Here is a 21494-nt window from a genome sequence, read left to right as displayed (position 1 = left end):
ACCCCAATTACACTGTGGGGAACGGGTTAGTAACCTGTTGGAAACTGCTTAAAAAGCGTAGAGAAGAGTGGATAAAGAGCCTTTATAGGTGTAAAAAGCAGACACAACCTGTTTACAAGCTGTTCACAACTGCTTTTATAAATGTGGATAACTCAGATACAAAAAAGGGGCAAGATGAAATCTTACCCCTTATATATTGATGTTAGAAGGAATTAACCTGAGCAGCTGATACAGCCTTCTTCCATTGAACAAACCGGTCCGTCAGTGATTTCTTCCACTACCTGCTCGATATGCTCCGGAATTACCGGCTCCATGTTTTTACCAGCCTGGTTCTCTACAGTAAATTTAACTGCCTGAGAAGCCGCTTGTGTACGTAAGTAATACATACCTGTTTTCAATCCTTTTTTCCATGCATAAAAATGCATTGAAGTTAGTTTCGAAGTATTCGGCGCATTGATAAACAAATTCAGGGATTGCGACTGGCAGATATAAGCACCTCTGTCGGCAGCCATATCAATAATGCTACGCATTTTAATTTCCCAAACTGTTTTGTACAATTCTTTGATATAATCAGGGATCTCAGCAATGTCCTGGATAGAACCGTTCGCTAAAATGATTCTGTCTTTCATTGCAGGAGTCCATAACCCTAAAGCAACAAGATCTTTCAGCAGGTGTTTGTTCACCACGATAAACTCTCCGCTCAATACCCTTCTGGTATAGATGTTAGAAGTATATGGCTCAAAGCATTCATTATTACCTAAAATCTGTGAAGTAGAGGCAGTTGGCATCGGCGCAACTAAAAGCGAGTTATATACTCCGTCTTTTACCACTTTTTTACGCAGGTCTTCCCAATCCCAACGACCACTGCTTGGTTTCACATCCCAAAGGTCAAACTGGAATTTACCTTTCGATAAAGGAGATCCTTTAAACGTTTGGTAAGGACCATTCACTACCGCAAGGTCATGCGAAGCAGTCATTGCTGCAAAATAGATCGTTTCGAAGATCTCTTTATTCAGTTCACGTGCACCTTCACTTTCGAAAGGTAAACGCATTAAGATAAAAGCATCCGCCAATCCCTGTACACCCAAACCAATTGGTCTGTGACGCATGTTAGAGTTTTTAGCCTCTTCAACAGGGTAATAGTTATAATCGATGATTTTATTCAGGTTTAAAGTCGCCTGATAAGTCACATCATATAGTCTTTGGTGATCGAACTCACCATTGATCACGTATCTTGGCAAAGCCAGTGAAGCTAAGTTACATACTGCAACTTCATCCTTAGAGGTATACTCAATGATCTCCGTACAAAGGTTGGAACTTTTGATCGTTCCCAGGTTTTGCTGATTTGATTTGCTGTTGGCCGCATCTTTATACAACAAATAAGGCGTACCAGTCTCAATCTGTGAGTCCAGGATGGCGAACCATAATTCCTGAGCTTTGATCGTTTTACGGGCTCTTCCTTCTTTTTCGTAACGCTCGTATAAATCTTCGAATTCTTTACCGAAGCAATCTGCTAATCCCGGTGCTTCATGTGGACAGAATAAACTCCAGTCTGCATTTTCTTCCACACGTTTCATAAACAAGTCACAAACCCAAAGGGCATAGAATAAATCACGTGCACGAAGTTCTTCTTTACCGTGGTTTTTACGCAAGTCAAGGAAACTGAATACATCCGCATGCCAAGGCTCTAGGTAAATTGCAAAGGCACCTTTACGTTTACCTCCACCCTGATCTACATAACGTGCAGTATCATTGAATACTTTTAACATTGGAACGATACCGTTACTTGTTCCATTAGTACCACCAATATAAGAACCTGTAGCACGGATATTATGGATGCTTAATCCGATACCACCAGCACTTTGTGAGATCTTGGCCGTTTGTTTTAACGTGTCATAAATTCCTTCAATACTGTCATCCTGCATGGTCAATAAGAAACAGGAAGACATTTGAGGTTTTGGTGTAGCTGCATTAAACAAGGTTGGTGTAGCATGTGTAAACCAACGCTCACTCATCAGGTTGTAAGTTTTGATCACGCTGTCGATATCACCTTTGTGGATACCCACAGAAACCCTCATGAACAAATGCTGGGGACGTTCTACAATCTGTCCTTCAATTTTCAACAGGTATGATTTCTCCAGTGTTTTGAAACCGAAGTAATCAAAACCAAAATCTCTGTCGTAAATGATGGTACTGTCAAGGATATCCGCATTCTCTTTAATCACTTCCCATACATCATCAGCAATCAATGAAGCATTTTTATCCGTTTTAGAGTCTACATACAGATACAGCATTTCCATCGTTTTTGAGAACGATTTTGTCGTGTTTTTGTGCAAATTGGAAACCGCAATGCGGGATGCCAGCAAAGCATAATCAGGATGCTTTGTGGTCAAAGAAGCTGCAGTTTCTGCGGCAAGATTGTCGAGTTCTGAGGTAGTCACCCCATCATACAGACCTTCGATCACCTTTTTGGCCACATCGATCGGATCAACCAGCTCGACATTAAAGCCATAACATAACTTTTCGATACGAGCAGTGATCTTATCGAATCTTACCGCTTCTTTACGGCCATCTCTTTTTATTACAAACATATTTTTCAGGTATTTAAAGGTGCATATCGCTTTGTGATGAGCAAACCGGCATCGGCACCAAATTTCTAATTATTTAAAAGTCGTCATCTAAAGAGAAGGCTGCAGCTTTATCTTCTGTTGAAGTCAGCACGCCGCTCTTCTGGTAGTCACCTACTCTTTTCTCAAAGAAGTTGGTTTTTCCCTGAAGAGAGATCATCTCCATAAAATCAAACGGATTGGTCGCATTATATATTTTGGTGTAGCCCAATTCCTGTAACCACCTGTCGGCCACAAACTCAATGTACTGAGACATCAGTTTTGCATTCATTCCGATCAGTGCTACCGGCAGTGCATCCGTCACGAATTCTTTTTCGATTTCAACTGCATCACGGATGATGCCATGAACCTGTTCTTCACTCAGTTTATTCTTAAGCATACCATACAACAGACAGGCAAACTCACAGTGTGAGCCCTCATCTCTTGAGATGAGCTCATTGCTGAAGGTCAGACCCGGCATTAAACCACGTTTCTTTAACCAGAAGATGGAGCAGAAACTACCGCTGAAGAAGATTCCTTCTACCGCAGCAAAAGCCACTAAACGCTCTGCAAAGTTTCCGTTGTCAATCCAGCGCAATGCCCATTCTGCTTTCCTTTTTACACAAGGAACCGTTTCTATGGCATGAAATAACCTGTCTTTTTCATCAGGATCTTTGATATAGGTATCAATCAGTAAGGCATAAGTTTCAGAGTGGATATTCTCCATCATGATTTGAAAACCATAGAAGCAACGTGCTTCAGGAAGCTGAACTTCACTCATAAAGTTCACAGCAAGGTTTTCATTTACAATTCCGTCACTGGCAGAGAAGAAAGCTAAAATATGAGAAATAAAGTGTCTTTCACCATCATTAAGATTGTCCCAATGTTTCTGATCATCTGAAAGGTCGATTTCCTCTGCGGTCCAGAAACTTGCTTCACTCTTCTTATACATTTCCCAGATTTCAGGATATTTAATCGGCAAAAGAACAAAACGATCTTTGTTTTCTTTTAATAATACTTCTTCTTCTTGCATAAGCATCTTTTTATAAGGTAAATGTATAGGATAATTAAAAAGCCTTTAAAAATTCCAGCAGCCGTGCAATCCGTACTTAGTTTTAAAAAGATGAAAAGAAATCGAATCTTATAACAGCCTTAAGCAACTAAATATTAAACCTTTAACTAAAAATCTGGATGTGATTTATTAAAGAACTTTGTAATAACAAATATAAAGTCTGAGACCCTGATTCGTGTACATAAGTTGTTAACAAGCGGTCATATTTATCAACACGCTGAACAGAATTTGACATACCAGTTACCTTGAAAATTGGTATTTATTTCTTTTTTTCAATTCCAGTGCTTTGGCTGCAATGTTAATAAATATAGGGAAACTGACTATAGCCGCTTTAAAGTTAAAAAAGCTACTCTCTGTGAAGCTGGTAGCTGATCTCTACCTTTGAATGTCCCATCCTGTAGAAGCCCAGTTTTTTCGCTGCGCCTGAGGAAAGATCAATGATGTATTTTTTACTATGGGGACCACGGTCGTTCACCTTTACATCGACCGATTTGCCGTTTGACAGGTTGGTTACTTTTACGATAGTTCCGAAAGGTAATGACAAATGTGCAGCAGTCATTTTGTTTGCACGGTACCTCACCCCACTACTTGTTTTGCGTCCTTCAAATTTCCGGGCATAATAAGTAGCATATCCTGTTTTTGTACGAACAGTGGAGTCTGCTTCTGTCTCTTGCTTCCTGAAATTTTCCCGGGCGGAGATGCCCGCGAAAGACAACATAAAACATAAAAATAAACAATACTTCATATTTATAATTGTTGGTGAAAGGACAAACATAAGCAAAGTCCCCCCGGATAAACAAGAAATGCCCGACAAGTTATCATCGGGCATCATAGCAATATCATTATTAAACAAACTATTTCTTATCGGGCACAAAACTCATGGAGATGGAGTTCACACAGTTCCTTGTGTTTTTAGCGGTGAAGCCTTCCCCAATAAATACATGCCCCAGGTGAGCCTTGCAATTTGCACATACAATCTCGGTACGCATACCATCTGCATCAGCTATTCTCTCCACGGCTCCTTTGATCTCATCGTCAAAACTTGGCCACCCACATTCCGACTCAAATTTGGATTCAGAACGGTACAATGGCGCGTTGCAACGTCTACAGATATAGGTGCCCTTTTCTTTGTTATTCAACAGTTTTCCTGTGCCCGGATATTCTGTACCCTTACGTACGATTACATCCTCTTCTTCCTTGGTTAATTTATTCCACTCCATATTCCTGGTTGTTTTTTTTGAATCTTCTTTTTTCTCTTTCTGGGCGCAAGCCGTCAGGCTGGTTAAAATAAACAAACCTGCCAGTATAAATGTTTTGTTGATCAGGGTCTTCATATGCATCTCCTCTATTTTATACAATATACGGCTAAAGTCTTTTTATAGTTTTATCATACGGCCATAATTTGGTCATCCTTATCCCATAAAAAAAGCTCCGATGAAAATTCACCAGAGCTTTTGATTTATACAAGAAGATCTTCTTATTTCTTCAACAGTTCAGCCATTGCGTCACCGATTTCAGCAGGGCTTTCTACTACACGGATGCCACACTCAGCCATAATTTTCATTTTTGCAGCTGCAGTATCATCAGCACCACCAACGATCGCACCAGCATGGCCCATTCTACGTCCCGGAGGCGCAGTCTGACCAGCGATGAATCCTACAACCGGTTTAGTACCATGTTCTTTGATCCAAAGCGCAGCTTCAGCTTCCATACCACCACCGATTTCACCGATCATGATGATACCTTCAGTTTCAGGATCATTCATCAACAATTCAACCGCTTCTTTAGTAGTTGTTCCAATGATTGGATCACCACCGATACCGATAGCTGTAGTAATTCCTAAACCTGCTTTAACCACCTGATCAACGGCTTCGTAAGTTAAAGTACCTGATTTAGACACCACACCAACTGTACCTTTTTTGAAGATGAAACCTGGCATGATGCCAATTTTAGCCTCATCAGCAGTAATGATACCCGGGCAGTTAGGACCGATTAAACGGCAATCCCTGTCAGAAATATATTCTTTTACCTGAATCATATCCTTTGTAGGGATACCCTCAGTAATACAAACGATAACTTTGATTCCTGCTTCAGCAGCTTCCATAATGGCATCTGCAGCAAAAGCCGGAGGAACGAAAATGATAGATACATTGGCACCGGCTTTATCAACCGCATCTTTTACCGTATTAAATACGGGCCTGTCTAAATGAGTCTGGCCACCTTTGCCTGGCGTTACACCACCAACAACGTTAGTTCCGTAATCTATCATTTGAGAGGCATGATAAGTACCCTCATTTCCAGTAAAACCCTGAACAATAACTTTTGAATCCTTATTTACTAAAACACTCATGTATCTATTTTTTTTTGTGCAAATCTAAGCTAATTGAAATTGATTGTCAAATGCATTACCATTTTTATTACAATCGAATTTTATTTCTTTTTAAAGCACAACCAATCCATGTTCAGGCCGATATCGACCAGATTTAAGCAATTATTTTCGCATCGAAAGACAAATACTACTTTCTTTGCAAGAATTAAAACACATAAAATGAAGCCGCTTAAAATCTTTTTTAAAATCACCAAAACAGGAAACGGAAAATTTCTGGCCACTAAAAACGAAGTCAACAACCTGATCGTCGATGTGATCAATAAAAATCCAAGCCAGTCATCCGGTGCGTTAAGAGAGATCGCTATTAAGGAATTTAACAGCAATGCCGCAACACAGCAGGTGCTAAAAACAAATGAATACTTTTTTATCGATAAGATCACAGATATTGAGGTGGTCATGACCTACTTGCCACAAGAAAAAGTACTTTCAGAACAATTCTATACCCAATGGAGATATGTACAAATATCCGCACCATACCGTTTGATTCAATACCTGGATGAAACCAGAGTAGTGGTCTATAGCGAAAAAACAAAAGTAGTCCACACCATCAAATTAGACAAAACAGTAATGGTGATCGTAGATGAAGATTAAGTAGACAAGTTCAAGCTCATCATTTTCCTTCTTTGAATCCCTTGCTGAGACAAATAATACTTCTTCATCAACGTGTACAGTGTTAATTCATGCAACCTGGCCTCTGAAGGAAAAAAACGATTCATAAACATATGTATATAACTGGAAAGCAGATTAAAACCTGCTGCATCGGCTAAAAGATTGCCGCGATGCAGAGCCAGTATCGCTTCAATAAGTTCTTTTGTAGCCTCAGTTCTTTTAGCGAATTCAGCCGTAGCTTCTTCAATCTCATTCTCTATATCCTGCGCCGGATCCAGAAAGCTCCGGATGGATTTACTATGCGTTCTGAATTGTTCGTTCAAGGCCACAGCCATTTTTTTGTCGCCATTATGTTCCTTAAAAAAGTACTCCGATATTTTGTCAAAAAAATTGATTTTCTCTTCCAGTTTCAGGCCGAAATCGTTCATAAGCTCGTCCAGTCCTCTTGCAGCCAAAAGCCACCTGTACCTCTCCCCTACATCTCCCTCTATCATATTTAAAATTTCTGTGATCGCCACACTATCGTGGTAAAACAAAGCTTCAGAATTTTCAATATTCTGAGCTCCATATCGCTCCAGTTCTCTCACATAAGTGTCCAGCTGAATTCTATACAACCCATCTTCCTCCAGATCAATCTTAAACAATTCATAAAAGCCGGAAATGACCTGTCCAGCTTCATTTATTCTTGCAGGATTCGTTTTAAGCCGCAAACGGATATGATGATGCGGGTCGGTATACCTGATGAAGAACCATTCTTTAATCAATTCCTGATCAATTAATAACTTGAGATAAGGCCGGATCTTTTCTACCAGTGCCCTTTCAGTGGTTTTGGTTCCTCCATATACTTTAAAATAAGTCCATTCGCTGCCGGGGATAAAAGTCCGTTGAACTTTTGAAGGAATTGAGATGTTCGTTTCAGGGTATTTAAGCCCGCCCCTTTTATTGGAAAGTGGCAGCAGAATTTCATGCGCAATTCCTTTTTCCCCTTCTTTAATAAAACAGTTTTCCGGTTCGTAAAGAAATTCCGTCAGTTTAACCGCCCCCTTTTTATTTATTTGCTGGTAAACCAGTGTCCTTCCTAAATAATTATGCGTATCAATTAAAAGTTCATTGTCATGTTCTGTGATACAAACATATCTTGGTATTTTCAGTTTCTCCAAATGGGTACTCAGAGAGGAGATATCTTCCTCTATTTTTCCACTTAAATCATTAAAAGCAAATTTTTTGATCACCCAGGAAGCCTTTGAAATGATGATGTTTTTATAGACCACCCGGGGAAGGAATGGAGCATCACTCAGGTTATCCCAATCCCAGTAAATACTATGGTAAAGGTCATCCTGCTGCAGGTCGCAAAGAAAACGGTAAACAGGTAAACCGCCTGTATAATTATGAGCTGTTGATAACCTTGGGATCACAATTTTATTTAATCGTACAGATCTCAATATCACTTTTCCTTCCCTTACAGAAACCATGATGTCCTGAATTCTGATCTGATCTTTCAGCGGTTTAACAGACCGTCCTAAGAAGGGAATTTCATAGTTCCTGAATTCAGGTCTGATCAGGATATTTCCGATCCTTGACTCCGGCAAATGAACTAGCTCTGCATAAACTTTATTTTCATCATCCTGTTCATCTTGCGCAAGCGTTTCCTGTATCTTTTTATACAATACCTGATCCCCATGACAGAACCGGGCCAATATATTGGCGGCTGATGGTCCGGAACAGGTACTCAGCGAAAAGAGATAATTGCCGGCATCCAACTCTTCTGCCGAGGAAGCTACAATAGAACCAAAGGCAAATGAGCTGGCAGGAACATGCTCCTCCAATTCTTCCTGTGTTTCTAATTCCTCCAGGTCAGCTGCAAAGAGCTCCCCGACACCCGTTGTGCTTTCCATCGCTCTTTTAAAAACCTTATTCACCATGACTGTGGCTGCCGTCCAGGTGATTACTTTTGGCATTTTTTTTACCCCTGTAACGATCCCTTCAAGCAATGGCAGATGATCCGAATTTCCAAGACTGCCATACCCAATTCCAGACTCTCCATCCAGCGCCTGTAACAAGGGGATTTCACGTCCCTCGAACCGCTCATTAAATCTTCGCTTAAACTCGTCCAGTGTTTTGGCTTTCCCTCTGGTAGACAAACGGTACAATTCCGAAAGCTGGGAAGTGATTTGAGCTGCTGTTTCAGCATTCAGTTGATTTTTTTTATGTTCAAAAAACAGATCCGTCTGGATCAGGTCTTTTGACTGGCACGCACCAAAACAATCATTTATAATCTCATGAACCTGCTCAAATGCACTAATCCCACCTTCTTTTAACAAAAAGTTGATTTTCGTTAGGTAATCAAGAATCCCCGGAGCAACTTTAGCAGCAAGTTTTTCCACCAGGGTATCCATGTATATCCCCCCTGTTATAGTTGGTTCCAGCTCACTGATCAGAATCTGACTTTCTATCAGCTCATCCAGAAACGCCTCTACCTCCTCCTTTTCTACTGTCTTTGCTGCAACTAAAAGCAAATCCAGCAATTGTTCATAGCTCAGCTCTTTATCCGCAGCCTGGATCAGCAAATCCAGAAATTCATTCTTTCGCACGGATGCCAACGTATAATGTCTTTTTTTATCTTCTATTTTGTAAGCGATGTAGCGGTAGAATTCAGACACAGAATATAAACTTGTATTTATACTATAAGCTAACTTTCTCTTCAGTTCAGGAATCAGCTGCAAATGATTAATCAGCTCATTTACATAATTCATGTCCAGCCGCGACTCCTTCCTAAGAACCACATCCTGATAAGAAATCAGGGTCTGATCATTCACCATCCCCGTAGAACAGCCCGCAAATAAACCATAAGGCGTACAGCGGGTACTCATTCTGGATAAATACTTATAAAGCGTCAAAATTAATCTGGGACCCGCTTCCGCTTCTCCATTGATCACTTTACAAAACTCATAATACAGTTCAGGAGAGGCTGTGTAAATAGCTTCCATCAGTACCGGATTATCTTTGTAGGTATCCAAAAGTGTCTGTTCAAACACTTCGTTACTTCTATACACCAGTTCATTGATGTCAAAAAAGACATTGACTGGTAGTAACGGTCGTCTCAAGAGGTAATAATCTGCGTGTGCTAAAGAAAGCGTGCCCTGCATACAATAATATTATTTTATTCTTTTTATTTGGTTAAAATACAAAGAATCGGGGACTTACACTGCGATGCATCGCTTAATTTATATTTTATTCCCTTAAGAAATGCCGCATTTAACAAGCATGATTTCAATTCTGAAGTTCCAATGTCCGTCATACTTGTTTTTTGCAGCTCAGGGATGGTAGATGTCTTAATTAATATGTTTTGGGTAGTGTTTTCATTTTCATTTCGAAACAAAGTAGCAGCAAAAAGAAACGAGGGAGAAATTATTTAGATGAATGTCACCACTTTTTAGACGTTTTGCTAAATGGTATCGACCAATAAATTGAATGATGATTCCGGCAAATAAACCTTCATTCGTCTAAGAAAGACTGATATTTGTCGAAAAAACGATTTACTTTTCCTGAGAAATAATCCTGAAAAAGGTCGATATTCCCATTAAAAACTACCGAATTTGGAATTGAATGGCTAAAAATTTACCTTAGAAAGCAATTATATGCCCCTGTTGTCAAAATATTCCAGATGTCAAATATCATTAGCCAAATTACCGCAATTCTTCTTGGAACAAACAAAAACAAGACGGTCACCATTATTGCACATCTCATTTTTTGGATATGTATTTATCAGTGGTTCCTGTTCCAGGCACAATGGGTCACCGGAGATGGGCATGAGAAAGCATTCTATTTGATTGGACTTCAAAAATACTTAACCATTATATGCTGTTTTTATAGCATTTCCGCAGTTTTGCGTTTAAAAACCTCCAATCTGAAAATCGCTGTTTATATCATCATTATTCTTGCACTTACACTCTTTTCATACGGCACCACAGTCTACCTGGTGTACAATTATATCAATCAGGACCCGAGTATGCCTAGTTATTTCAGATTCTTTGTAAAGAATATTTCTCATTCGGGGATCTGGACATTCATTAGAGACAAGGATGTCTTGTATTTTCACTTCGAACAGTTGGGATTGGGCATATTTCCCCCGTTAATGATTAAAATTTTCAGAGTAGCTTTCCAATCAAAGCTTGACAAACTAAAGCTTGAAAAAGACAATCTGGAACTGGAGCTTAACTTTTTAAGGTCACAAATCAACCCTCATTTTTTATTTAATACACTAAACAGTGTCTATTCTCTGATAGAGGATAAGGATGAGGTGGCCGCATCAATTGTTTTTTCCTTATCCAACATGATGCGTTATGCCCTTTATGATTCCAACACCTCCGAAGTTGAAGTCAATAAAGAATTAAATTTTATTAAGAGTTATATAGACATTCAAAACATCAGGCATAGTAAGAGGCTAATAATAGAGATGGATTTTACAGATATGCAGGACTTCAGAATCCCTCCATTGCTATTGATCAATTTTGTAGAAAATGCTTTTAAACATGGAGTAGATAAGATTGCGAAAGATTCCTGGATCAGAATTAATGCGACAATTGAGCCTGAGAATAAATTTTGCTTCCAGATCAGTAATCTGAAACCGTTAAAAAACGGTCCAAAAAGTGTCGGTGGAATTGGCTTTTCCAATACAAAAAGAAGGCTGAATATTCTGTATCCTGAACGTCACCTCTTGGAAATTACGGAAGATGAACTAACTTACAACCTCCTTTTAAAAATCTGGTAAAAATGGAAAACAGCATTTCATGTATTATTATTGACGATGAACATCTGGGACAAGAACTAATCGAAAAATACGTAAATCGTATCCCTTCGTTAAATCTTTTAGCCAAATGTGGAAATGCCATTGAAGCACTGGATCTGGTATCCACACTGCGCCCAAATCTGATCTTCCTTGATGTAAACATGCCTGAAATGACAGGAATTGAGTTTATCAGAACATTTAGCACTTATAAACCGATTATTGTGTTAACAACTGCATATCCTGAATATGCTATTGATGCATATGATCTTGATGTATTGGACTTTATTTTAAAACCCATTACCTTCGACAGGTTTGTTAAAGCCATCAATAAGGTGAGAGAGAAGCTCGCTTATGGGAATTTCAGTACTCAATCCCAGGTTCCGGAAGTACAGATCAATGACCCGGAAAAAGCGACATCAAATGAAGCACAACTTAAAAACCGGCAAATTCTTTTTAAAGAAAACAAGAAATATGTGAATGTGTCTATTGATGAAATTCATTTTGTAGAAGGCATGAAAGATTATTTAAAAATTCATACTACCTCCAAAATGCTCATTACCCACATGACCATGACCAGGATTGAACAGCTCCTTCCCAGCACTGAGTTCCTGAGGGTAAACCGATCTTTTATAGTGAGAAAGCTCTCGGTAAAAGCCATCAAAGGAAATACAATAGAACTTACTATTAACAGAGAAGTGCCGATCGGTACCCGCTACAAAGAAGTGATTAAAGAGTTGCTTGACGGAGGAGCACTCTAACATTCGTCGATTAGTCGAAAGCAGAAATCAATTCGTCGAAATAAATCTCCGTTTAATATATCCTTTCGTTTATTTGGTTACACCTTAGAACAAAAGATCATGAAAAAATTAAACAAAACCACTAAAATTTTAAGCTTAAAAAAAGAAACTGTTTCCAACCTGACTTCACGTACCATCAAAACTGAAGAGGGTTCACATCTTACAACTACCAGACTTTGCTGGGAAACACAGACTAGCCAGGTAACCATCTAAAGTCATACAACAGACTACAAGAACTGACATAGACAAAAGATTAAGTAATTAATGGAGGGGACAAAATATTATACCTGCGGAATTATAGAAGATGAAGCTCTGGCCTACTCGCTATTAGAAAAGTATATTCTAAGATTGGGGCTAATAGAGATCAAATGGTCTGCACCTTCTGTAACCGAGGTCTTGGCTGAACCCCACGAAAAAGTTGATATTGTTTTCCTTGATCTGATCAATAGTCCATTACCAATTTATACCAAAATTGATAATGAGATCAATCAATATGGCAAGATCATCATTACTACCGCCCATAACGAAAAATATGTAAATACATTGGGGATCAACTACCTTCAATTATTAAACAAGCCTTTCACCTATAAGATTTTTGAAGAAGCCATTCATGACGTCATGACGCAGCTTCAATCTGTGAGCAAGATCGCATAAACCAAAAAATTATTTATTGGATAGTCCTGTAATTTTTTCTATTATTGACCCTTTAGGGGACAATTTTATAGAAGAAAATGCTAGAAGGGCTAGATGAAGAAGATATCAAACAACGCTGTGCACGTGGAGATAGAGCGGCTTATGCCCGCTTATACACCTTCTATTTTAAGCCGCTTTACCGCCACGTTTTTTTATTCCTTAAATCCAAAGAGGAAACCGAAGAAGTTGTTCAGGACGCCTTTGTTAAAATCTGGGAAAACAGAACGGCACTTCCCGAAGTCAAAAATCTTAAACCTTACCTGTACCGGGTTACCAAAAACTTATTACTGGATCACCTGAGAAGACTACAAACTCAAAATAAGGTGATCAGGATAGTCAGTCCGGAAACAGAACCCCTCGAAGACAGCACATCAAACCAGATCAACCACAAAGATTATATTGCCCTCTCCATGGAGGCCATTCAACACCTGACAGAAAAAAGAAGAAAAATATTCTTAATGCGTACACAGCAGGAACTTTCACTTGATGAGATTGCTCAGGAGCTGGGGATTTCCAAATCGGTAGTCAAAAAACAACTTTATGCTGCCATCACTTTTGTCAGGGAATACATGCACAAGCATGGCGGAATCTCTGCCGGAATACTGATTATGCTACTCGAAGCCCTATCTTAAATTATTTCATCTGCAGGGGGCTTTTTATAATTCCTATTCGTCATACTTGATATGGACAAAATCCAATTACCCATCTTTCTACAAAAGTATGCCAATAATGAGCATAGCGAAATTGAACATGAAGCCTTTATCAGATGGGCAAAAACCGCTGCTATCGACGAAATAGAAGATGCAATGACACTTTATCTCCAATACGAGAAACCAGATCAGTTCCGGGAACACCCATCTCCTGAATTTATCAACGGGCTGGAATACAGACTGGACAAACTGGACAGGAAACCAGGAAGCAAACTTTGGTACGCGATTGCCGCAATAGTAGCGATGATAGCAGTGTGCGTCTTTTTCTATACCAAACCAGAAGCGATACAACACCAGGTCACCCGTGTTAATGGCATCGACCTGCAGCCTGGAAAGCATCAGGCAGTACTTACTTTAGCCAATGGATCTAAAATCGATCTGGAAGATCTAAAAAAAGGCCTGTTTACCTCAGAGGAGGGGGTAATATTGGAAAAATCTGAAGATGGACAAATCAGCTATAAGACAAAACATAATTCTCTTTCCAATAAGCGGAGTCAACTCTTGTATAATACGATATCAACCCCTAAAGGAGGGCTATATCAACTCATTTTACCCGATGGAACCAAAGTCTGGTTAAATGCAGCTTCCTCTCTAAAGTATCCTGTTCAGTTCGCCACAAAGGAAAGAAGGGTAACCTTAACCGGTGAAGCTTACTTTGAAGTCAGCAAGCGTAAAAACCAGCCATTTATGGTGAGTTCAGACCAACAGGAAGTCAAAGTTCTGGGTACTCATTTTAACATTAACACCTATCCTGAATACCATAAAACAAGCACAACCCTGATTGAAGGCCGTGTCAGCATAACTGGCTTAGCCCATCCTACTGTTCAAAAAATACTGGATCCAGGGCAACAGGCCCAGCTTAAGGCACAGAAAATCACCATTTCTGAAGTCAATACAGAAAGTGTCATGGCCTGGAAAAGGAACCTCTTCAGCTTCAACGATGCCGACCTGAGAACAATTATGCTCGAATTTTCAAGATGGTATGATGTTCCGGTATTTTTTGAAGGAGAAATGCCTCAGCAGAAATTTACCGGAGAAATCTCCAGGAACATAAAGGCTTCTGAATTTCTTGAAATCTTAAGCAGCTTTAAAGTCAGGTTCAGAATTGAAGGTAATGACAACAATAAAGCACTATCCAGAATCATCGCATCGACCAAATAAGCACAAAAATTAACAGAACCTAAACCACCAAACCAACCAAAGATGAAAAGACGACTACGAAAGCCATGAGCACCATCGCGTTTTAAAAATCACGAAGCCGGAAAATGGGTCGAAGCACTTTCCGGCAAAGCCTGAGTAAAACGCAAAAACAATTGCTATAACCATTTCAGTATGAACTCAAACTAACGCAAAACTAATGAAAATTAATGCGATTACTACCGCTATGCCCCAAAATTGGGGATCATCCAAAATATTGCTGATGATGAAACTGATTACCTTTATGGTCTTTATAACCCTGATGCAGGCCAGTGCTGCAGGTTATGGACAAAGAATAAACCTGTCGGAGAAAAACACCCCCTTGAAAGAGGTACTCCAATCTATTAAAAAGCAGAGTGGATACCTGTTTTTTTACAATGCAGAAGACCTTAAAGCACGTAACCTCAGCATCAATATCAGGAATGCAACCCTAGAGGAAACCCTGACGGCTTGTTTTAAAGACCTGCCTTTCACCTATAAAATTGTGCAAAATACCGTAGTTCTGAATAAAAAAGAAAAATCACTTATAGACAGGTTATCCACATACTTTTCCACAATCGATGTGAAGGGTAGAATCACAGATGAGATGGGGAGGCCACTCGTGGGTGCCACCATAAGTATCGTCATAAGTGAGGGCGACAATGACAAAAAAACTGGTGACTATTCCCTCACTTTAAAAGGACGAAATGCTGCTGCAATCAGCGATAAAAACGGAGAATTTTTCATTAAAAACGTAGATGAGAAAGCCATCCTGCTTATTTCATTCCTAGGCTACAAGACTCAACCAGTGAAAGTTGCAAAAGAAATTGGCGTCATTAAAATGATTCCGGATGCAGGAAATCTACAGGAAGTAGCGGTAATGGTAAACACCGGATATCAGTCTATTGCCAGGGAGAGAAGTGCCGGAGCCATTGCCAAGCCGGATATGGATATCTTAAAAAACCGTTCTGGCTCAATGAGTGTAATTCAGCGTCTGGACGGACTCATTCCAGGATTAGTTATTAACAATTCCACAAGCCCTACCGGAAATCTTATCAACGGAAAGAGAAGCTCCTCCGTGATGATCAGAGGACTCACCACAATTAGTGATTTCACCAACCGGGATCCCCTGTTTGTAGTCAACGGTGTTCCGGTAACAGACATCAACACCATAAATCCCAATGATGTAGAAGACATTACCGTATTGAAAGACGCCACCTCTGCTTCTATCTGGGGCTCAAGAGCCGCTAATGGAGTGATTGTCATTGTGACAAAGAAAGGTTCCGGCAATGGAGAACTAAAAATCAATTATGATGGCTTCATCAATTTTCAGGGAAAGCCTGACCTTGATTATCTGAATATGATGAATAGTCAGGACTTCATCCAAAGTGCCAGAGAAATCTTCGATCCTGTTCTAAATCCCTGGACAACAGTCACAAAACCTATGGTAGGTAATGGAAAAGCGCCGGTGTCACCACATGAACTGATTCTTTATAACCAATCCCGAGGATTAATTAATTCGGATCAGGCAAATGAACAGCTCAACGCACTTGCAGCTCAATCTAATTTAACACAAATCAAAGAACTCTGGTATCGCAATTCTGCACTAATGAACCATAGCCTCTCCCTATCTGGCGGAGGCAGCAGGTACAGTTTTTATGGTTCTGGTGCCTACACAAAAACACAGAGCAATACTCAGGGGGCTAAAAATGACGATTATAGCCTCAACTTACGTCAGGACTTCAAATTCAATGACCGGATAAAGATGTACCTCATTACTGACCTGCGAAATAACCTGAGCAGCTCTAAAAATATGGTTAGTCCGGATGCCCGTTTTTTGCCATATGCCATGTTTCAGAATGCGGATGGCAGTAATGCAGACATGTCTTGGTTATATCGCATAGATGAACTGAGAACAACTTATGAAAACAAAAGTCTGATCAGTCTGAAGTATAACCCAATGGACGAGATCAATACCGGCAGCACGAAAAACAACCTTTTCAGAGGGAGAATAACCACCGGCCTCAGCGCCAGGTTATTCAATGGATTAAGGTACGAAGGCGTCTTTGGCATCAGCAGAGCCCAAAGTAAAACGGTCAGTTTTCTCGAGCAGGACAATTACAATGTACGTTCAGAGCTCAGTTCCTTTACCGTCGCAGCAGCTACCGCCAATGGTAAACCCAGCTATTACTTACCAGAATCGGGAGGCAGAAATTCGCTGACCAATGCCCTAAATCAGGATTGGACTTTTAGGAATCAACTGGTCTATGACCGTTCCTGGAAAGAAAAAACACACCAGATTACTTTCTTGCTTGGCCAGGAAGCACAAAAACAATTTTCAAATCAGATCAAAACGACCGTAAGAGGTTATAACGGCCAATTATTGTCTTATGCACTGATCGACTATGCCACCCTTGCGTTAAAAGGACTGTCAAACCCGGTCATGCCCAGCGGTTTGGGGAACAGCATCCTAACCAACGATTTATACAGTGAAAGCGAATCCGATGCGCGGTTCAGCTCTTATTACGCCAACGGAGGTTACACCTATGCGGGAAAATATACCGTCAACGCTGGTGCAAGAATAGATGAATCAAATCTCTTTGGGAAGGATAAATCAGCACAGAATAAACCAGTATGGAGTACCGGCCTGGCCTGGCAAATGGGAAAAGAGGACTTCATCACTGAACTTACCTGGTTAAATGCACTTGTTATCCGCAGCAGCTATGGGATTACAGGGAATACTCCTAATCCGGGAACCGCAGCATCAAAGGATATCCTGTCATCGGTCACCAACCCATTTTACCCGGGCGGTGTGGGACTCAGCCTCTCTACCCCTGCCAACAGAACCTTAACCTGGGAAACCACAAAAAACCTGAATCTTGGCCTGGACTTCAGCTTGCTCAATTACCGTTTAAAGGGAACCATAGATTTTTATAAGAAAAAAACAGAAAATCTGATCGGCTTTATGGACCTGAATCCTTTCACCGGATTCCCAAGCATTACCGGTAATGCCGGCGACATGAGTAACACCGGGCTTGACCTGAACCTTTCTTCGGTAAACCTGGTTAAGGGTGATTTTAAATGGAACACTTTACTGACCCTGAGTTTTAACAAAAATAAAATTACACGTTTAAACCTTTCAAGTCCGATTGTGCTTGGGAGTGATAAAATCAACAAACCTTACCTGGAGGGTTATTCCGCCTTTTCGGTATTTGCCTATGAATATGCAGGGCTGGACAATGCCGGAAATCCACAGATTAAACTGAATGATGGAACCATTACCAAAGCACTGAATGCTGCCAGGCCCGAAGATGTGAAATACATGGGGAGCTTTCAGCCTAAGTGGAGCGGAGGACTAAGCAATACCATCGGTTACCAAGCCTTTTCATTAACGATAAACACTGTATTTAACCTCGGTCATGTGATGCGGAGAGATGTCAATTCTTTATATGCCGGAAGAGCACTTTTTTCAGACTCAGAATTTGGCGGGAATGTCAATTCAGAATTTGTTAACCGATGGAAAAAACCAGGAGATGAAGCATTTACCAATATTCCAACATATATCACAGCCGGATCAGCAAGTTTAGCCGCAAGAGATGTCACTTACTACACCATGGCTGATGTGAATGTACTTGATGCGTCTTACCTCAAACTTCGTGATTTAACCCTGGCTTACAGCTTACCCAAGCATTTAATGGCTAAGCTAAAGGTAGATGCCATTAGTTTCAGGGCACAATTATCAAATGTAATGTTGTGGAAAGCAAACAAATATGGAATTGATCCGGAATTTCAAAATGCCCTGGGAGGATCCGTTGCCGGAGGGATAAGAACGGCACCTTTCAATCAGTACAGCATTACTTTAGGTGCACATATCAGTTTTTAACATCTCTTAAAATTTATAAAATGAAAACACCAACGATAAAAATATATGCCATCCTGCTATTGTTACTACCTACAGGGTTATATTCCTGCAAGAAAAGCTTTCTTGAAGTAGAGCCAAAAGGCAAGTTGACCGCAAAGAACACCACGGATTACAACCTGTTGTTGAACAGCCCTTTTTTCAATGCCAACGACATTGATGTCCAATTATTTCTGGGTGATGAACTCGTTTCTACCGAGCCTTATTTTAAGAACATGCTGACCCTGAAATCCAAAAGAGCCTTTCAATATGAGGATGTGATTTATGAACCTAACGAAGACGGATCTGAAATCAGAGTCTTAATGAAACAGCTGTACACCTACAACATTGTCATTAATGAGGTGATGAATGCTCAGGGAGGAACAGAGGAACAAAAACTGGCTTTAAAAGCAGAAGCGCTAACCAACAGGGCCTGGATTTACTTTATGCTGATCAGTTATTATGGAAAACCATACCTGGAAGCAACAGCAGCTACAGATCCCGGATTCCCGATCGTTACTGCTTCTGATGTCACCCTGAACAAATTCGAAAGGGCATCTGTAAAAGAAGTCTACGATTTCATCATTAATGACCTTCAGACTGCAATCCCTTCACTGCCCGTTTCAGCCGGCAACAGAACACGGATGTCGAAGTCCGGAGCAGAAGCACTCTTAGCAAAGGTCTATTTATTTATAGGGAAATACCAGGAAGGACTTGTCCAGATGGACAATGCGTTTTCCCATCTTCCAACTGCATATAAAGTAGAACTGTACGACTATAACCTCACACTGGCCGTCAATGGACCATGGGGATACAATCCTGCAACCAGCCCTTACGGCTTTTTGTTGGGCCCCGCCACAGTAACCGACAACCTGGAAGTGCTCTTCCCTAAACAGCTGACAAACAACTATTCCTTCCTTGCAAATGACCTGTTGCTGAATCCTCAGGCTGTTGGTCTGTACGGAGCAAAAGACCAGCGCTTAAAACTGCTGAGCAGTAATTACTACGGTGGTGCTCAAATTAAGGCAACAGGTGTCAGAAGAAGAATAGGCCCTGTATTGGTGCAATTGGGAATGAGTATGCCCGACATGTACCTCATCAGAGCAGAGCTGAAAGCCCGCACATCCGATATAACAGCGGCAAAAACAATCCTGGAAGCTTTCCTGAAAAACAGGATGCCGACGGCGGACGCAATCCTGAACATTACCGATCAGACCGCCATGATTAAGTTCATTATCGAAGAACGGATCAGGGAATTTGCGCTGCAAGGGCACCGCTGGTTTGATATGCGCAGGTTGTCTGTAGACCCTATTTTTACAGGAACAGCTTATTCGCATCAGGCATTGTCAGAAACAGGAGAAATAGTAGGTACTTTTCCATTGAGACCGGAGCGATTTGTGCTTCGCTTTCCTGCAAAGATCCTGAATGCCAACCCTGGAATGCCCGATAATCCTTAAATCATATCAACCCTATATATTAAGCAAAGAAGCCTTCTAAGGTGCTGTTCAATTTACACATCCGGGAGGGCTCTTTCTTTTCCTCCGTATTTAAGGGGGCCTTTTATCTGGTTCATTCGTCCTAAGTATATAAATCTAAACCCAATCTTAACAGATGAAGAAAATAATCCTCACAGGCCTGCTGGGCCTGTTGTTTACCGCCGCACTTTGGGCGCAAAAAAACAAAGAATACGTCATTACAGGCAAAATAGAAAACCAGGGCAATGCAAAGGTTCTACTTGGTTATCCAGACAAAAACAGTGCAAATGGCATGCACATCGATTCTGTTGCCGCGGTAGATGGAGTTTTTACCCTAAAAGGAACTATAGCCGAACCCACACTGGCCTACTTTTTTACCAAAGTAAAGTCAAAAAACATGAATATGCAGCAATTGATCCTCTCTCCCACCCGGATTCAGATCAGCGGAGATGCTAAAAATCTTGACCTGGCGAAGCTGAGTGATGATTTTTATAATGCCCCTTTTAACAAATACAAACAGTTGTCTGAAAAGCCTGATTTAGTTTCAGCACGTTTAGATCAGCTTTACCGCCAGGCTAAAAAAGCGAAAGATACTTTGTTAATGAAAAAGTATTCCGACAGCATTAAGGTTGCAGATGAACAAAAAGACCAGATCAGAAAGCAATTCATTGCTGCACATCCGAAAGCATGGATTACTCCCTATATCATGCAGGCCTACCTCGTCTCTACCCCCTTAGAAATCCTGGAGCCGATGTACCTGAAGCTGGACAAAAATATCCGGCAAACCGCATATGGAAAAGTAATCGCAGACAAGATTAGCGGATTAAAAGCGACCAAACCTGGTCAGCAAGCCATCAGTTTTATTAAGACCGACAAAGAAGGGAAAAGTATAGACCTTCAGAAATACAAAGGAAAATACGTGTTATTGGATTTCTGGGGAAGCTGGTGTGGCCCATGCCGGGCCAGTCATCCACATTTAAAGAAACTTTATCAACAATATAAGGATAAAGGCTTTGAAATCTTAGGGATTGCTTATGAAAACGGGTCTTCTCTCGCAGCACAAAAAAAGAGTTGGTTAAAAGCGATCGAAGAAGACGATCTCCCATGGGTACAATTGCTAAACAATGAAGGTGCAGATCAGCAGGACATTGTGAAGCTATATGGAATCAGTGCTTTCCCAACTAAAATCCTCCTGGACAAAGATGGAAAGATCCTGGCCCGTTATACCGGAGATGGAACTGATATCGATGGAAAATTAACAGAATTGATGAAATAACATA

16 protein-coding genes are annotated in these 21494 nt (G+C 40.5%); 10 read left to right on the top strand and 6 right to left on the bottom strand.

Going from position 1 to position 21494, the window contains the following annotated elements:
* Positions 1-212: 212 nt before the first annotated feature.
* From BUC20_RS17455 to sucD, 5 genes are all read right to left on the bottom strand, one after another.
* Complete coding sequence (locus BUC20_RS17455; protein WP_073232341.1) at positions 213-2591, bottom strand: ribonucleoside-diphosphate reductase subunit alpha; 2379 nt, start codon at positions 2589-2591, stop codon at positions 213-215.
* A 73-nt stretch (positions 2592-2664) separates the two neighbouring features.
* On the bottom strand, positions 2665-3639 hold the full coding sequence (locus BUC20_RS17450) for a ribonucleoside-diphosphate reductase small subunit (protein WP_069382420.1): 975 nt from the start codon (positions 3637-3639) through the stop codon (positions 2665-2667).
* Positions 3640-4024: 385 nt separating this feature from the next.
* Positions 4025-4423 carry a septal ring lytic transglycosylase RlpA family protein gene (locus BUC20_RS17445; RefSeq protein WP_073232340.1) on the bottom strand — a complete coding sequence of 133 codons (399 nt, stop codon included), beginning with the start codon at positions 4421-4423 and terminating at the stop codon, positions 4025-4027.
* Between the two features lie 109 nt (positions 4424-4532).
* Entirely contained in the window at positions 4533-5012 is a 480-nt protein-coding gene (locus BUC20_RS17440; protein WP_200800977.1) for a methionine-R-sulfoxide reductase, read from the bottom strand.
* A gap of 143 nt (positions 5013-5155) precedes the next feature.
* Positions 5156-6028: a succinate--CoA ligase subunit alpha gene (sucD, locus tag BUC20_RS17435; protein ID WP_073232338.1), complete on the bottom strand. Its 873-nt coding sequence runs from the start codon at positions 6026-6028 to the stop codon at positions 5156-5158.
* A 198-nt stretch (positions 6029-6226) separates the two neighbouring features.
* Between sucD and BUC20_RS17430 the strand changes: the two genes are divergently transcribed.
* Positions 6227-6658: a hypothetical protein gene (locus tag BUC20_RS17430; protein ID WP_073232337.1), complete on the top strand. Its 432-nt coding sequence runs from the start codon at positions 6227-6229 to the stop codon at positions 6656-6658.
* Here BUC20_RS17430 and BUC20_RS17425 read toward each other — a convergent pair.
* Positions 6655-9822, bottom strand: coding sequence for a lantibiotic dehydratase (locus BUC20_RS17425; RefSeq protein WP_073232336.1), 3168 nt, complete (start codon positions 9820-9822; stop codon positions 6655-6657). The genes BUC20_RS17430 and BUC20_RS17425 overlap by 4 nt on opposite strands.
* A gap of 518 nt (positions 9823-10340) precedes the next feature.
* Between BUC20_RS17425 and BUC20_RS17420 the strand changes: the two genes are divergently transcribed.
* From BUC20_RS17420 to BUC20_RS17385, 9 genes are all read left to right on the top strand, one after another.
* The gene (locus BUC20_RS17420; RefSeq protein WP_073232335.1) at positions 10341-11447 is read left to right on the top strand and encodes a sensor histidine kinase; all 1107 of its coding nucleotides are present in this window, start codon (positions 10341-10343) and stop codon (positions 11445-11447) included.
* Positions 11448-11449: 2 nt separating this feature from the next.
* On the top strand, positions 11450-12223 hold the full coding sequence (locus tag BUC20_RS17415) for a LytR/AlgR family response regulator transcription factor (protein ID WP_073232334.1): 774 nt from the start codon (positions 11450-11452) through the stop codon (positions 12221-12223).
* Positions 12224-12322: 99 nt separating this feature from the next.
* The gene (locus BUC20_RS33925) at positions 12323-12475 is read left to right on the top strand and encodes a hypothetical protein (RefSeq protein ID WP_159441121.1); all 153 of its coding nucleotides are present in this window, start codon (positions 12323-12325) and stop codon (positions 12473-12475) included.
* A gap of 51 nt (positions 12476-12526) precedes the next feature.
* A complete protein-coding gene (locus BUC20_RS17410) occupies positions 12527-12916 on the top strand; it encodes a hypothetical protein (protein WP_073232333.1) in 390 nt (129 codons plus the stop codon).
* Between the two features lie 77 nt (positions 12917-12993).
* The gene (locus BUC20_RS17405; protein ID WP_073232332.1) at positions 12994-13587 is read left to right on the top strand and encodes an RNA polymerase sigma factor; all 594 of its coding nucleotides are present in this window, start codon (positions 12994-12996) and stop codon (positions 13585-13587) included.
* Positions 13588-13638: 51 nt separating this feature from the next.
* Entirely contained in the window at positions 13639-14826 is a 1188-nt protein-coding gene (locus BUC20_RS17400; protein WP_073232331.1) for a FecR family protein, read from the top strand.
* Positions 14827-15085: 259 nt separating this feature from the next.
* On the top strand, positions 15086-18724 hold the full coding sequence (locus tag BUC20_RS17395) for a SusC/RagA family TonB-linked outer membrane protein (protein WP_159441120.1): 3639 nt from the start codon (positions 15086-15088) through the stop codon (positions 18722-18724).
* A gap of 20 nt (positions 18725-18744) precedes the next feature.
* Complete coding sequence (locus BUC20_RS17390; protein ID WP_073232329.1) at positions 18745-20196, top strand: RagB/SusD family nutrient uptake outer membrane protein; 1452 nt, start codon at positions 18745-18747, stop codon at positions 20194-20196.
* Positions 20197-20350: 154 nt separating this feature from the next.
* Complete coding sequence (locus BUC20_RS17385; RefSeq protein WP_073232328.1) at positions 20351-21490, top strand: TlpA disulfide reductase family protein; 1140 nt, start codon at positions 20351-20353, stop codon at positions 21488-21490.
* Positions 21491-21494: the final 4 nt, after the last annotated feature.

This window comes from Pedobacter caeni (assembly GCF_900129215.1).
Taxonomy (GTDB): Bacteria; Bacteroidota; Bacteroidia; order Sphingobacteriales; family Sphingobacteriaceae; genus Pedobacter; species Pedobacter caeni.
This window is presented reverse-complemented; position numbering and strand designations above follow the sequence as displayed.

What these genes read in the sequence shown, in the direction of transcription:
- BUC20_RS17455 (WP_073232341.1), bottom strand. Translation starts at nt 2,591, where the DNA reads ATGTTTGTAATAAAAAGAGATGGCCGTAAAGAAGCGGTAAGATTCGAT.
- BUC20_RS17450 (WP_069382420.1), bottom strand. Translation starts at nt 3,639, where the DNA reads ATGCAAGAAGAAGAAGTATTATTAAAAGAAAACAAAGATCGTTTTGTT.
- BUC20_RS17445 (WP_073232340.1), bottom strand. Translation starts at nt 4,423, where the DNA reads ATGAAGTATTGTTTATTTTTATGTTTTATGTTGTCTTTCGCGGGCATC.
- BUC20_RS17440 (WP_200800977.1), bottom strand. Translation starts at nt 5,012, where the DNA reads ATGAAGACCCTGATCAACAAAACATTTATACTGGCAGGTTTGTTTATT.
- sucD (WP_073232338.1), bottom strand. Translation starts at nt 6,028, where the DNA reads ATGAGTGTTTTAGTAAATAAGGATTCAAAAGTTATTGTTCAGGGTTTT.
- BUC20_RS17430 (WP_073232337.1), top strand. Translation starts at nt 6,227, where the DNA reads ATGAAGCCGCTTAAAATCTTTTTTAAAATCACCAAAACAGGAAACGGA.
- BUC20_RS17425 (WP_073232336.1), bottom strand. Translation starts at nt 9,822, where the DNA reads ATGCAGGGCACGCTTTCTTTAGCACACGCAGATTATTACCTCTTGAGA.
- BUC20_RS17420 (WP_073232335.1), top strand. Translation starts at nt 10,341, where the DNA reads ATGTCAAATATCATTAGCCAAATTACCGCAATTCTTCTTGGAACAAAC.
- BUC20_RS17415 (WP_073232334.1), top strand. Translation starts at nt 11,450, where the DNA reads ATGGAAAACAGCATTTCATGTATTATTATTGACGATGAACATCTGGGA.
- BUC20_RS33925 (WP_159441121.1), top strand. Translation starts at nt 12,323, where the DNA reads ATGAAAAAATTAAACAAAACCACTAAAATTTTAAGCTTAAAAAAAGAA.
- BUC20_RS17410 (WP_073232333.1), top strand. Translation starts at nt 12,527, where the DNA reads ATGGAGGGGACAAAATATTATACCTGCGGAATTATAGAAGATGAAGCT.
- BUC20_RS17405 (WP_073232332.1), top strand. Translation starts at nt 12,994, where the DNA reads ATGCTAGAAGGGCTAGATGAAGAAGATATCAAACAACGCTGTGCACGT.
- BUC20_RS17400 (WP_073232331.1), top strand. Translation starts at nt 13,639, where the DNA reads ATGGACAAAATCCAATTACCCATCTTTCTACAAAAGTATGCCAATAAT.
- BUC20_RS17395 (WP_159441120.1), top strand. Translation starts at nt 15,086, where the DNA reads ATGATGAAACTGATTACCTTTATGGTCTTTATAACCCTGATGCAGGCC.
- BUC20_RS17390 (WP_073232329.1), top strand. Translation starts at nt 18,745, where the DNA reads ATGAAAACACCAACGATAAAAATATATGCCATCCTGCTATTGTTACTA.
- BUC20_RS17385 (WP_073232328.1), top strand. Translation starts at nt 20,351, where the DNA reads ATGAAGAAAATAATCCTCACAGGCCTGCTGGGCCTGTTGTTTACCGCC.